Origin of the sequence: Brenneria tiliae (assembly GCF_023347575.1) — a bacterium.
In the GTDB taxonomy this organism is placed as follows: Bacteria; Pseudomonadota; Gammaproteobacteria; order Enterobacterales; family Enterobacteriaceae; genus Brenneria; species Brenneria corticis.
The window spans coordinates 69,783-84,233 of the sequence record NZ_JAKPCB010000086.1 but is presented as its reverse complement, the minus strand read 5'-3'; the positions used below and the strand labels follow the sequence as shown (position 1 = coordinate 84,233).

The 14,451-nt window shown below is 50.5% G+C and carries 7 protein-coding genes; 4 read left to right on the top strand and 3 right to left on the bottom strand.

Features of this window, described 5'->3' with window-relative positions; translation table 11 throughout:
- On the bottom strand, window positions 1-5,272 hold a 5,272-nt coding region (locus MFP24_RS02740; protein WP_249246714.1), incomplete at its 3' end, for a retention module-containing protein.
- A 382-nt stretch (window positions 5,273-5,654) separates the two neighbouring features.
- Between MFP24_RS02740 and MFP24_RS02735 the strand changes: the two genes are divergently transcribed.
- The 3 genes from MFP24_RS02735 (at window position 5,655) to MFP24_RS02725 (ending at window position 10,674) form a co-directional block, all read left to right on the top strand.
- The gene (locus tag MFP24_RS02735) at window positions 5,655-7,010 is read left to right on the top strand and encodes a TolC family outer membrane protein (RefSeq protein ID WP_249228995.1); all 1,356 of its coding nucleotides are present in this window, start codon (window positions 5,655-5,657) and stop codon (window positions 7,008-7,010) included.
- Between the two features lie 129 nt (window positions 7,011-7,139).
- Entirely contained in the window at window positions 7,140-9,326 is a 2,187-nt protein-coding gene (locus MFP24_RS02730) for a type I secretion system permease/ATPase (RefSeq protein ID WP_249228996.1), read from the top strand.
- Window positions 9,313-10,674 carry an HlyD family type I secretion periplasmic adaptor subunit gene (locus MFP24_RS02725; protein ID WP_249228997.1) on the top strand — a complete coding sequence of 454 codons (1,362 nt, stop codon included), beginning with the start codon at window positions 9,313-9,315 and terminating at the stop codon, window positions 10,672-10,674. Before MFP24_RS02730 ends, MFP24_RS02725 begins: the two co-directional genes overlap by 14 nt.
- A gap of 57 nt (window positions 10,675-10,731) precedes the next feature.
- On the opposite strand, the gene MFP24_RS02720 is transcribed toward MFP24_RS02725, so the two are convergent.
- Window positions 10,732-12,249: a sensor domain-containing protein gene (locus tag MFP24_RS02720; protein ID WP_249228998.1), complete on the bottom strand. Its 1,518-nt coding sequence runs from the start codon at window positions 12,247-12,249 to the stop codon at window positions 10,732-10,734.
- 788 nt (window positions 12,250-13,037) lie between these two features.
- Window positions 13,038-13,829 (bottom strand): cyclic-guanylate-specific phosphodiesterase, encoded by a 792-nt coding sequence (pdeH, locus tag MFP24_RS02715; protein ID WP_249229058.1) that lies wholly within the window; start codon window positions 13,827-13,829, stop codon window positions 13,038-13,040.
- A 361-nt stretch (window positions 13,830-14,190) separates the two neighbouring features.
- Between pdeH and MFP24_RS02710 the strand changes: the two genes are divergently transcribed.
- Window positions 14,191-14,451: a YfhL family 4Fe-4S dicluster ferredoxin gene (locus MFP24_RS02710; protein ID WP_249228999.1), complete on the top strand. Its 261-nt coding sequence runs from the start codon at window positions 14,191-14,193 to the stop codon at window positions 14,449-14,451.

The following is a 14,451-nucleotide window of genomic DNA, read 5'->3' as shown; positions in this document are numbered from 1 at the left end:
CTTCAAACGTCTTGTCAGCCACTTCCGCCTTGTCGAGGCCCACGGTAACGCTGCCCGCATCGACGTACACATCGTCGCCCTGCGCCGGCACGCTATACGCCACGCTCTGCTCGCCGGCCTGGATGGTGACCCTGTCGCCATTGCTTAGGGTGACCACCAGATCGTCAGCCAGTACCCGGTCAACCTTGACGGTAAACACTGCATCCTGCGCTTCGGTCACATCACCATTGGACTCAATGGTAACGTTGACCGTATCCACTGTATCGGTAACGGCCACTGTCGCCGTGTCGCTGGTATCTAATTGCTCAAAGTTATGTTCACCCGCATCCGTTACACGAATGGTGTAGCTTTCGCCGTCTTGGTAAACATCGTCGCCCTGCACCGCAAAAGCGCTCGAGGTCCCAGTCGTTTCTCCGGCCGCAAAGGTAATGGTGGCGCCATTGCTTAACGTCACGGTAAAGGCACGGTCGGTGGGATTACTCAACGTGGCGCTGATGGTGGCGCTGTCGCTGCCTTCCGCTACCGTGATATCGCCCAGCGTTAGCGTGGTGGTATCGACCGTGTCGGTAATATTTACCGTCGCATCGCCACCCAGTTGCAGATCTTCAAAGACCTTGCCGGCCACCCTGGCATCGGTAAGACCCAGCGTTACGCTGCCCGCATCGACGTACACATCATCGCCCTGTGCCGGCACGGTATAGGCCACACTCTGCTCACCCGCCTGGATAGTTACCGTGTCGCCATTGCTTAACGTCACCACCAGATCGTCGGCCAGTACCCGGTCTACCTTGACGGTAAACACTGCATCCTGTGCTTCCGTGACGTCGCCATTGGACTCAATGGTGACATTGACGGTGTCCACCGTATCAGTGACGGTCACTGTTGCCGTATCGCTGGTATCCAGCTGTTCGAAGTTATGGTCGCCCGCGTTGGTTACGCTTAGGGTGTAACTTTCACCATCTTGATAAACATCGTCACCCTGCACCACAAAGGCGCTTGAGGTACCCGTCGTTTCCCCAGCCGCAAAAGTAATAGTGGCGCCGTTACTTAGCGTCACGGTAAAGGCTCGGTCGGTAGGATTACTCAGTGTGGCACTAACTGTAGCGCTATCGCTACCTTCGGCAACGGTCACATCACCCAGCGTCAACGTGGTGGTATCTACCGTGTCGGTGACGATTACCGTCGCGGTGTCACTGGTATCTAATTGCTCAAAGTTATGTTCGCCCACATCCGTTACACGGAGTGTATAGCTTTCACCGTCTTGATAGACATCGTCACTCTGCACCGCAAAAGCGCTTGAGGTACCGGTTGTTGACCCGGCCGCAAAGGTGATGGTGGCGCCATTGTTTAACGTTACGGTAAAGGCACGGTCAGTAGGATTACTCAGTGTGGCACTGACGGTGGCACTATCGCTGCCTTCCGCCACCGTGATATCACCCAGCGTTAGCGTGGTGGTATCTACCGTGTCGGTCACCGTCACTGTCGCGGTGTCACTGGTATCTAATTGCTCGAAATTATGCTCACCGGAATCCGTTACACGGAGGGTGTAGCTTTCACCATCTTGATAAACATCATCACCTTGCACCGCAAAGGCTGATGAAGTGCCGGTTGTTGACCCGGCCGCAAAGGTGATGGTCGCCCCGTTGCTTAACGTCACCGTAAAGGCACGGTCAGTAGGATTACTTAGCGTGGCGCTGACAGTGGCGCTATCGCTACCTTCGGCTACCGTGATATCGCCCAGCGTTAGCGTGGTGGTATCTACCGTGTCGGTAATCGTGACTGTGGCTGAGTCACTGGTATCCAGTTGTTCAAAGTTATGCTCACCGGCATCCGTCACGCGAATGGTGTAGCTTTCCCCGTCCCGATAGACATCATCCCCCTGCACTGCAAACTCGCTCGAAGTGCCGGTTGTCGCTCCGGCGGCAAAGGTAATGGTGGCGCCATTACTTAGCGTTACCGTAAAAGCACGGTCGGTAGGATTACTCAGCGTAGCGCTAACTGTAGCGCTATCGCTACCTTCCGCTACCGTGATATCGCCCAGCATCAGCGTGGTGGTATCTACCGTATCGGTCACCGTCACTGTCGCGGTGTCACTGGTATCCAGTTGCTCAAAATTATGTTCACCCGCATTCATTACACGGAGGGTGTAGCTTTCGCCGTCTTGATAGACATCATCCCCCTGCACGGCAAAGGCCGATGAGGTCCCGGTTGTTGACCCGGCGGCAAAACTGATAGTCGCCCCATTACTTAATGTCACCGTAAAGTCGCGGTCGGTGGGATTACTTAGCGTGGCGCTAACTGTAGCGCTATCGCTACCTTCCGCTACCGTGATATCACCCAGCGTTAGCGTGGTGGTATCTACCGTGTCGGTCACCGTCACTGTCGCGGTGTCACTGGTATCCAGTTGTTCAAAATTATGTTCACCCGCATTCGTTACACGGAGGGTGTAGCTTTCACCATCTTGATAAACATCATCACCTTGCACCGCAAAGGCTGATGAAGTGCCGGTTGTTGACCCGGCCGCAAAGGTGATGGTGGCGCCATTGCTTAGCGTTACCGTAAAGTCGCGGTCGGTGGGATTACTTAGCGTGACGCTGACAGTCGCACTGTCGCTGCCTTCCGCTACGGTCACATCACCCAGCGTCAGCGTGGTGACATCGGTGGTGTCGCTGATCTGCACCGTAGCTGGAGTACCCAGTTGTAAATCTTCAAAGGTTTTGCCAGCTACGATGGCATCGGTGAGCCCCAGCGTTACGCTACCTGCATCGGCGTACACATCATCACCCTGCGCCGGCACGCTATAGGCCACACTCTGCTCGCCAGCCTGGATGGTGACGGTGTCGCCATTGCTTAGGGTGACTACCAGATCGTCGGCCAGTATCCGGTCAACTTTAATGGTAAAGACCGCGTCCTGTGCTTCGGTCACGTCGCCGTTGCTATCGATCGTCACGTTGACGGTGTCGACCGTATCAGTGATGTTTACCGTGGCTTCATTACTGGTCAGGTGTTCAAAATTATGTTCGCCCGCGTCCGTGACACGAATGGTGTAGCTTTCGCCGTCTTGGTAAACATCATCCCCTTGCACCGCAAAGGTCGATGAAGTGCCGGTTGTTGACCCGGCCGCAAAGGTAATGGTCGCCCCATTACTTAACGTCACGGTAAAGGCACGGTCAGTAGGATTACTTAGTGTGGCGCTGACAGTCGCACTGTCGCTGCCTTCCGCTACGGTCAAATCACCCAGCGTCAGCGTGGTGGTATCTACCGTGTCGGTCACCATCACTGTCGCCGTATCGCTGGTATCCAGTTGCTCGAAGTTATGCTCGCCTGCGTTGGTTACGCTTAGCGTGTAGCTTTCACCATCTTGATAAACATCGTCACCTTGCACCGCAAAAGCCGATGAAGTACCGGTTGTCGCCCCGGCGGCAAAAATAATAGTGGCGCCATTGCTTAACGTGACCGTAAAGGCACGATCAGTCGGGTTACTTAGCGTGGCGCTAACAGTAGCGCTATCGCTACCTTCCGCTACCGTGATATCACCCAGCGTCAGCGTGGTGGTATCTACCGTGTCAGTAATGTTGACCGTGGCTTCATTGCTGATCAGTTGTTCAAAATTATGCTCGCCCGCATCCGTCACACGAATGGTGTAGCTTTCACCGTCCTGGTAAACATCGTCGCCCTGCACTGCAAAGGCTGATGAAGTACCGGTTGTCGCTCCGGCCGCAAAGGTAATAGTGGCGCCATTGCTTAACGTGACCGTAAAGGCACGATCAGTCGGGTTACTTAGCGTGGCGCTAACAGTAGCGCTATCGCTACCTTCCACTATCGTGATATCGCCCAGCGTCAGTGTGGTGGTATCTACCGTGTCAGTAATGTTGACCGTGGCTTCATTGCTGATCAGTTGTTCAAAATTATGCTCGCCCGCATCGGTCACACGGAGGGTGTAGCTTTCACCGTCCCGATAGACATCATCCCCTTGCACCGCAAACGCGCTCGAGGTGCCGGTTGTCGCCCCAGCGGCAAAGCTAATGGTAGCCCCGTTGCTTAGCGTCACCGTAAAGGCACGATCGGTGGGATGACTCAACGTGGCGCTAACGGTAGCACCATCGCTACCTTCCGCCACGGTCACATCACCCAGCGTCAGCGTGGTGGTATCTACCGTGTCGGTAATATTTACCGTGGCGTCACCGCCCAGTTGCAGATCTTCAAAGACCTTGCCGGCCACGCTGGCGTCGGTAAGGCCCAGCGTTATGCTGCCCGCATCGGCGTACACATCGTCGCCCTGCGCCGGCAGGCTATAGGCCGCGCTCTGCTCGCCTGCCCGGATAGTGACCATGTCGCCATTGTCCAGCGTCACCACCAGATCGTCGGCCAGCACCCGGTCCACTTTGACGGTAAAGGCCGCGCCCTGCGCTTCAGTGATATCGCCGTTGCTTTCAATGGTGACGTTAACGGTGTCAACGACGTCGCCCACCGTGATGGTGGTGGTGCTGGAAGTATTCAGATTGTCGAAGTTGCCGCCCACCGTCGACCCGATGCCGACAGTGATACTTTCGTCGCCCTGTATATATTCATCATTAGCGCGCGTATCGATTTGTACCGAGCCAGTATTTTGCCCGACCGGAATAATGATGGTTGAACCGTCGGTCAGGGTGATAGTCAAAGGGGTTCCCGTCACCGGGCTGCCCACGGTGGCGCTGACTGTAAACGTTCCGCCTTCGGCTACGCGGGCATCAGAGCTCAGGATAACAGAGGTCGGTTCGCTGTTATCCCCCACCGTGGTTGTCAAGCTCGATACGGATGCGTCAGCCTCTTCGCGCTCATCGACGGCATCAAACGCAACACCCAGTCCCTCCGTCGGGTAACCAGGGTTAGCCTCTACTATCTGCGCGGTGAGATCCAGCACCACCGCCGTATGACCGCCGCCGCCGTCGCCGGCCTCACCCGTATCGCTATTGCCGGCAGCCGTGGGGTCCAATACCTGGGTCGGGTCTTCCCCCTGGGCAATGGCGGATTGTAAGGTCGCGACTTCATCGTCCGCCGCGACCCTGTTCTGAGAAGTCACGTCAGCGACATCGCTCCAGCGACTGTCGCGGCCTAAATCCAGCGTGCGGCCGTCAGGCAAGGTTATCGAAACCGCGCCGTTGGCGCCGGTAACCACTTCTTCGCCACTGTAGATACGTTCGCCTGCGACCAATAACCGCTGGCTGCCATCCAAAGCGATGACAAAAACCTGACCAATAACGAATTTGATGATACCGATTACGCTATTCAAAATAGTTTCCTCTTGATATTTATAGTTATTTTTATAGTATTGATAAATTTTGGTAATAGAATTACGACATCATCCTGACGGGCGGAGCTTGCTGTGCATCGTCCTGACAAATTATTGAGGCGTCACCGTAAATCGGCTTTCTTATGCGTCAATCTCTTGACTCGATGACCAATATAATAAAAAATTCAGAATATTCTTTCCAGAACTTTACTCATCTTGAGTAATTTAGATATTTCGGGAAGATTTTATTTTCTTACTTAAGAATTAACTTATTGATATTAATAGATTTATTATTAAATTAGCTGGCAAATTATTAATATCCCAACCTTTCACGGGAATAGGAATAATCACAAAATCAACATTTGTGAAGGAAAATAACACCATGTCCTCTAACAAATATAGATTCTCTACATTACTTTTCATTACGGTTTTTACTAATTACACTCACGCAGATACTATTCAGGATGCAATTAAATACTCGCTCAGCACCCATCCTGAAGTTAGCGCCTCAATTAATAGCCGTTTCTCTGCCGACCATGATTTACGTGCGGCCAAAGGGGGATATCTTCCTTCCGTAACGTTAAATGCCGGTATCGGTCGTGAAGAAACGGACAGCGTCTCGACGCGTTCCAGCGGCAATCACCGTGTCGAATTGAGCCGCGGTGAATCCGGCATCAACGTAAGCCAGATGGTTTTTGACGGTTTTGCCACTTCCAGCGAGGTCGGACGGCAACGCGCCACGGTGAATTCCCGAGCCTATAAAGTGTTGAGCGCCAGCGAAACCACAGCATTGGATGCCGTGCAGGTTTACCTTGATGTGTTGCAGCGCCAGGAATTTGTACGCCTCGCGGAAGCCAATCTTGCCAACCATGAACGTATCTACGATCAGATAAAGCTGCGTAGCGTGCAGGGCGTCGGCCGCCTTGCCGATCTGGAGCAGGCGGAAGCCCGTCTGGCTCAGGCCCGTAATAACGTATTGACGGAAAAAACCAATCTCGATGACGCCCGAACCAATTACTATAGCGTGGTCGGTAAAGAGCCGGTTAATCTGGCCGTTCCGAACGATACCGCCATTGCCCTACCTGTTTCGCTGGAAGAAGCGCGCCGTATCATGCTGGCGAATAATCCGACGTTAAAATCCGCCGAATCCGATATTGAAGCGACCACACAGCAGTACGAAGCGGCAAAATCCACCTTTTATCCACGGGTGAATATCGAGCTGGCGCGCAGTATGGATAATAACGTCGATGGCGCTCGCGGTCACAACAACGAATGGCAGGCGATGTTAAGAATGCGCTACAATCTGTACGAAGGCGGAAGCGGTAAAGCCAATATGGAATCAAAGGCTTATCAAATCAAAGAGGCACAGGACATAAGAAATAACTCCCTGCGCCTGCTTAATGAAGAGCTGCGGCTGGCATGGTCTGCATTAAATAACGCCCGTCAGCAGTTGCCTATCGCCGCGGAATATGCGGACCGCAGCAGGAGAGTGCGCACCGCTTACCAGAAACAGTTCAGCCTGGGTGAACGAACGCTGCTGGACCTGCTGGACAGTGAAAATGAGCTGTTTACCGCACAGCGGCGCCTGGAAGAAGTCCGATTTACTGCCCTGTTTAGCGGATATCGGATAAAATCACGCATGGGGGATTTATTAAATAGTTTATCAATCCCTGTGCCGACGGCTGGTAATAGTCTGACCAACGTGACGACTCACGCAGAATTACCCGGATTAAATTAATCTATTGGACTACCCGATACCGATAAACCATGTTTGGTATATCGGTGTCCCGTTTCGCAGGTAGGGAAACCGCCTGTTTACCTATTATCAGCTGCAGGGACTGCGTTGCGTAAGGAAAAATCCAGCTAAATGAAGTTGCATTCTGTTCACGATACCAATAACCCTGATGAATCGGTTGCCCATGAACATAGCGATCCTCGCAGCCGTCATGACGATCCATTACTGGATAGTTTGCTGATACTTTGTTCTTTGCAGGGGAAATCGGTCAGCAGAGCAACGTTAACCGCCGGATTGCCCCTTGCCAACCAGCGCCTGTCGGTGAAATTACTCCCCAGGGCCGCGGCTCGCGCGGGATTGCAAGGCAGAGTGCTTAAGCGCCCGCTGGACAAGATTGCCGCCATGTCGCTTCCGGCGATGTTGCTATTGCGTGAGGGAAGTGCGGCAATTTTACTGGGCTGGAATGCCGACGGCAGCGCCCGCATCATGCCAAGTGAAACGGAAGGCGGGGAAATTACCGTCGATCTCCATACGTTGCAGCAGAACTATCTGGGGCTGGTGATGTTCGCCCAACCCCGCCATCAGTTTGATATCCAGTCCGACACCCTGATCCCCCGCACCAAATCCTGGTTCAAAGATACGCTCAAACTGTCGCGTTTTCTTTATATGGATGCGGTGCTCGCCAGCCTGCTGATTAATATCATCGCCCTGGCGACGCCGCTGTTTATTATGAATGTCTATGACCGGGTGGTTCCCAATCAGGCGACGGCAACCTTATGGGTGTTGGCGATTGGTATTACCGGTGCGTTTATCTTTGATTTGATATTGAAAACGCTGCGCGGCATTTGTCTTGATATCGCCGGCAAAAAAACCGATCTGATTATCTCAGCCACATTGTTTGAACGCATCACCGGCATGTCGATGAAAGCCCGTCCGGCGCGGGTGGGTAACTTTGCACAAAATATCCATGAGTTTCAATCACTCAGAGACTTCCTTTCTTCATTAACGCTGACAACCCTGATAGATTTCCCTTTCACATTGTTGCTTCTGCTGGTTATCGGAATTATCGGCGGGCCGTTGGTCTGGGTTTCCATACTCGCCTACCCTATCGCTTTACTGGCCAGTTGGGCGTTGCAAAAGCCGCTAACGGCAACCATTGAAAAAACCATGCATCTTGCCAGCGAGCGCCAGGCAACGCTGATCGAAACGCTGAGCAGTCTTGATGCGATAAAAGTCAACAACGCGGAAAGCGAACGACAATATCAGTGGGAACAAACCATTGGCAGCCTCAGCCGGCTGGAAATGCGCGCCAAGACGCTGTCATCGCTGGCGGTTAATCTGACCCAGTGGATCCAGCAATTCGCCGGCGTCGCCATGATTGTGGTCGGCGTATATCTGTTAATTAACGGCAAACTCAGCATGGGGGGATTGATCGCCTGCTATATGCTCAATGGCCGGGCGCTGATACCGCTGGGACAACTCTCCGGACTGGTTACCCGTTACCAGCAAGCCCGTCTGACGATGGATACGACGGAACAAATGATGCAGCTGCCGCAGGAGCGCAATGATAATGAACGCCCATTGAAGCGGGAAAGCATTCGCGGCGGCATCGAGTTTCGCGATGTAACGTTCAATTATCCCGAGCAGAAAAACAGCTCTCTGCAGGGGATAAATATCGCCATCGCGGCGGGTGAGAAAGTCGGCATTATCGGGCGCAGCGGGTCGGGTAAAAGCTCGCTGCAGAAACTGATTGTCAATCTCTACCAGGCCAATGCCGGTAATATTCTTATCGATGGCGTGGATGTGCGTCAGTTGGATGTCAGCGATCTACGGCACAATATCGGCTATGTTCCACAGGACATTCAGCTGTTCAGCGGGTCACTGCGCGATAATCTGATCAGCGGAGCCCGCTACGTTGAAGATGAAACCATGCTACGGGCCGCCGAGATAGCAGGCGTTAATGAATTTGCCCGCCTGCATCCGGATGGTTACAACCTGCAGGTTGGTGAGCGCGGCCAGCAGCTATCCGGCGGTCAGCGCCAGGCGGTCGCGCTAGCCAGAGCCCTGCTGCTCGATCCGCCGATACTGATTTTTGACGAACCCACCAGTTCCATGGATAACACCAGCGAAGATCGGCTGAAAAATGCGTTGGCGCCCGTGGTCGCCAATAAAACGCTGTTACTGGTGACGCACCGGGCGTCCATGCTGGCGCTGGTCGATCGTTTGGTTATCGTTGATAAGGGACGCATTATTGCCGACGGCCCGAAGGCCATCGTGATGGATGCTTTAAAGAAGGGACAGATCAATGCGTCTCGTTGAATATGCTGCACGCCTCAGGCGTTATTTTGTCGGACGTGACGACGACGACCTTCAGGCCATGCCCGCAGTCAGTAATGCCATGGTGGAAGACGCCCCCCGGGTCATTCGCATCACGTTATGGAGCATCGGCGCCTTTTTCCTGTTTTTCATTCTATGGGCGGCATTTGCCAACGTAGACGAAGTCACCCGCGGCGACGGCAAGGCGATACCGTCCTCGCGGCTACAAAAGATCCAGAACCTCGAAGGCGGTATTGTCACCGAACTATTTATCCATGAAGGCCAGGTGGTTCAGGCCGGCGATCCGCTGCTGCGGCTTGACGATACCCGTTTTGCCTCCAACGTAGGGGAAACCGAAGCCGACCGGCTGGCTTTGATTTTGCGGATCGAGCGCCTGAATGCCGAGATTAACGATCGTGATTTAACGTTATCGGCCAATATCGCCGAACTGTCGCCGGAAGTGGCCAACGGCGAGCGGGAGCTGTATAACAGCCGACGTCAGCAATTCCACAATGAGATATCCGGGTTGGAAGAACAACTGATACAGCGCCGGCAGGAGTTGCGGGATTTCTCAGCCAAACAGATCCAGTTCCGCAACAGCCTGAATCTGCTGCAGCAAGAAATCAGGATGTCTGAACCCCTTATCGCCGCAGGCGCCATTTCCAAAGTGGAAGTGCTGCGCCTGCGGCGGGCCGAAGTGGAAACCAAAGGCCAGCTTGACTCCGTCACGCTGTCTATTCCCCGCGCTGAATCGGCCATCAAAGAGATCGAGAACAAGATCCAGGAGACGAGAGGACGTTATAAAAGCGAGGCTTTAGCGCAGTTGAACGAAGCCCAGACTAACCTGAACAAAATCAACGCCACCGGCAAGGCGCTGGAAGACAGGGTTAATCGTACGCTGGTCGTTTCGCCGGTACGCGGCATTGTGCAGCAAATTCTGGTTAACACCATTGGCGGCGTTATTCAGCCAGGAAGTGATTTAGTGGAGATCGTTCCGCTGGATGACAACCTGCTGGTCGAGACCAGAATCCGTCCTCAGGATATCGCTTTTCTCCATCCCGGCCAGGAAGCCATTATTAAATTCACCGCTTATGATTACACTATCTATGGCGGGCTGAAAGGCAAGCTGGTGCAAATTAGCCCGGATACGGTGACGGATAAAGAAGGCAATAGTTTTTATATTATCCGTTTGCGTACGGATAAAAACTATCTGGGAACCGCAGAGAAACCGCTGCTTATTATTCCCGGCATGGTGGCATCGGTTGACATTATGACAGGCAAGAAAACGATCCTCAGCTACCTGTTAAAACCCATCATCCGCGCCCGGGCCGAAGCACTGCGGGAAAGGTAAATGGAAAACGCGCTTCCGCACGAAGATCGATTTTATTTAACTTTCGCCATCATCGCGTTATTGATGGTTATTCGAATCATGATAAATTTGCGTCTGACTACGCCCCATCGCTTTTGCCTGATACATCGCCGAGTCAGCATTAATTGCCAGAGTCAGGGAATCGGTGCCGTGCTCCGGATACAGCGCGATGCCGATGCTACAGGATATATCAAGTTTTTTCCCTTCGATATCAAAGGGTTCATTTAAGGCGTTATGAATTTTATCAGCAACATACAGCGTGTTGTCGACTTCCTTGATGCCTTGTAACAAGATAATGAACTCATCGCCGCTGCGCCGATATACCGTATCGGAATCTCTTACCGCGCTACGCATCCGCACCGCCGCTTCTTTTAATAACAAATCGCCGACCGCATGTCCGAAAGAATCATTTATCTGTTTAAATTTATCCAGATCGAGGAACATCAGCGCAATCTTTCTACCGGTTTGCTTGGACAACAGTATCGCCTGCTCCATTTGCTCGGCAAACGTTAAACCGTTCGCCAGCGACGTCAATGAATCATAATGCGCCAGCTGGCGGTAGTGCTCCTCGCTGCGGCGCAGCAAATCAATAGCCCGGTATCGTTCGATGGCGATAGAGATCAGCTGAGCAGATTTTTCAATAGAGAAAATTTCTTCATCATTAGGAACATATACTTTTCGGTGATAAACGCTCAGCACGCCTAATACCTCTTTGTTCTGCCCATAAATAGGTTCAGACCAGCATGAGCGCAAACCTGCGTATAAAGCCAGGCCTTTATAGAGAGACCAGTCGGGATGAGTAGAGATATCATCCGCTATTACGCGTTGTCCGGTATAAGCTGCTGTTCCAAAGGAGGCGACGCCATCGGCAATCTTGACGTTATGAATCGCGTTTTTATAGAAACCCGGCAAACTGGGGGCCGACCCTAACGTCAGGCATTTCTTGTCTTTATCAACCAGCAATACCGAACATACGATACGGCCGGGATTTTTTTCTTCCACGCTAAAGATGATCGCATCGAGAATATCTTTTAACGGTGCGCCGCTTGATAAAAGCTCTAATGCCCGATTATAGGAGTTATCATGATGCTCTTGTGTTTTTCTCTCGGTGATATCAAGCTTAACGCCAACGTATTGAGTTGAATTGTTTGCTTTATTATATATTTTAACGATATTGGCCTTTTCCCAATACAGTTGTCCATTTTTTCGGCGGTTAACAAACTCGCCGCTCCAAATATCGCCTTTATTTATGGTCGACCAAAGATCCTCATAGACAGCCGGATTAGTCATACCTGATTTTAATATATTCGTTTTTTTGCCAATAACCTCGTCCTGCATATAGCCGGACATGGTAATAAATTGCCGATTAACGTAAATAATTTCACAATTCTCATCCGCAACTACAATAGAAGCAGGACTATATTCCGTTGCAAAGAAAATCATGTTCAGAAAATCTTGTTTTTTCTGCTCAGAGTTAAACTTTTGTTTTATTTTTCTACTCCTTACAGAAGAAAAAAATATAATCAGTAACAATATGGTTATTATAATTTCATACACAATAACACTCTCCTCAGGCCCGAGCGGTCCTGATCGTACTAATCACAGCACTGATGGCGAAAAATCCCGGTAACAGATCCCTATCCCGTTGATTTTCAGGATTGACACATTTCCGGAGAGCAGAAAGGATGAAAGAAAAATTGCTCCAGACAGCTGGAAAATTCAGAAACATGGAAACATCAACATAAAACCCTCGCCTATCGTTGTGTGTAAATAACAATAAAAACATCAAAAAAGCGTTTTAATTTTATATTAGTAATTGTTTGCATTATAAGTTCCGCTAATGAAATTAAAAAAATTTCACGAGGCGCATACTGATATATTTTGAACATCAATTTTTTGTAAGCAAATCAATTATACCAATAAATATCACCGTTTTAATCAATAAAATCTATCGTAAAGTGATTTTCGATCGTCAGTAACAAACATTGATTATTTTATTCTTAGTAATCAAACAATTAAATTTAAAACACCATTATCTGACAGGTTACCCGCATGGCGACCAAAAAATCCATAAAAAAATATCATCTCACCCATTAACAATATAAAAATCCAAATTTAACAAAATTGTAGGAATAAAAAAACAACATTCCTTAAATGAACAAACTGATATATTGCTTTAAGCAATATCAATAGTTTAATCATGATGCATACGCTTTTGTTGGCGTGAGCGAACATTAGCCGCGGTAATGGAGTTCGGGAGAGGTGCAGGAAGGGGAAAGTGATTGGGAATAGCAGATATTACAAAGTTATTATTAAATACTCCAGAATAGAATAAAAACTCTCCTCTAGAGCTCTGTGCTTAGCGTATCAAAGTGATCAAACGATTGCGGACGTGAAAGATAGTACCCCTGGGCGGCATCCGCATCGGATGCTTTGACAATCGCCCACTCTTCCTTGGTTTCAATGCCTTCGATAACCACATAGTTGCAAAAACGGGCGAGCAAGGCGATCAGCGTAGGGAAAACCTCACGTCCTTCTCCGCTTTGCTGTAACAGAATAAACAGTTCACGGGCGACTTTAATGCAGTCATATTGCGCCAGCATTAATGATGAAAAGTTCGCCATGCCGCAGCCAAAATCATCCAACCACAGCGTTTGAGCTTCAGGAAGCCTGGTTAAGGTCTCTTTCGGCAATCCCCCCTGATTTTCAACCATCTCGAAACGAATCCAGGGCATCGCTGCGATAAGCCTTTTCGCTTCACCACTCTGTTGTAAGGCCAGTAGCGTCGAACCGTCAATGTTGACCGATGCCAGCAGTTCGTCACGGATAAAGCGCTGGTGCCAATGCGATAAAAGTTGCAGTTGTTCTATAATAATTTGCAGACGCGCTTCAACGTTGATGCTGGCGAAATATTTTTCGGGAGAAATAAAATTTCGTGGCGAGGAAGGGGCAAAAACCGAGGTTAACAATTCAATAGCCATCAGCTTACCGGACGTTCGGTAAATTGGCTGAAACGTGTAGCGCCGTTGGCAATGACGCCAGTAATCAGGATCCGCTGGTTCAGCGTTCTCCGGCTGGGGACACAATAGCCCAAACTGATTAAAATTCCCTTCCTGTTGCACTATGAGATCCGCCATTAGACTGACACTATTAGTTAGAAAAATCACATCATACAGGTATATCCGTTATCGACCCGGCCAAAACAAACTTTATCTAAGCAACCGATAACCGCTATGCTGGCAATCCTGCGAGTATAGCGGCAGCAAGGCGATAACTAACTTAATTTAACTTATAAATCAGCAGATTAAAACCTGAGAGTCACAGTCATATTGGCTGATTTTCATAGTCTAAAGGATAAATCCGGAACCAATTTAACGAACAGATGGTCATTTTACCCTGTAACTTCACTATCTGTTTGTTCATCAACGACGGTTGAGAGTGTTTAAACCGCTTGCAGCAGGTATAATCTGCGCCCTGTTTGTAAGGTAGAAGATCATCATGGCGTTACTCATCACTCATAAATGTATCAATTGCGATATGTGTGAACCCGAATGTCCTAACCAGGCCATCTCAATGGGGCTGGACATCTACGAAATCGATGCCAGCCGCTGTACCGAATGTGTCGGGCATTACGACACTCCCACCTGTCAGAAAGTGTGTCCGATCGACAACACCATCATCAAAGATCCTGCTCACCGGGAAGAAAATGAGCAACTGTGGGAAAAATACGTATTAATGCACCACAGTGACCGACTGTAG

What these genes read in the sequence shown, in the direction of transcription:
- MFP24_RS02730 (WP_249228996.1), top strand. Translation starts at nt 7,140, where the DNA reads ATGAAGTTGCATTCTGTTCACGATACCAATAACCCTGATGAATCGGTT.
- MFP24_RS02725 (WP_249228997.1), top strand. Translation starts at nt 9,313, where the DNA reads ATGCGTCTCGTTGAATATGCTGCACGCCTCAGGCGTTATTTTGTCGGA.
- MFP24_RS02735 (WP_249228995.1), top strand. Translation starts at nt 5,655, where the DNA reads ATGTCCTCTAACAAATATAGATTCTCTACATTACTTTTCATTACGGTT.
- MFP24_RS02710 (WP_249228999.1), top strand. Translation starts at nt 14,191, where the DNA reads ATGGCGTTACTCATCACTCATAAATGTATCAATTGCGATATGTGTGAA.
- pdeH (WP_249229058.1), bottom strand. Translation starts at nt 13,829, where the DNA reads ATGGCGGATCTCATAGTGCAACAGGAAGGGAATTTTAATCAGTTTGGG.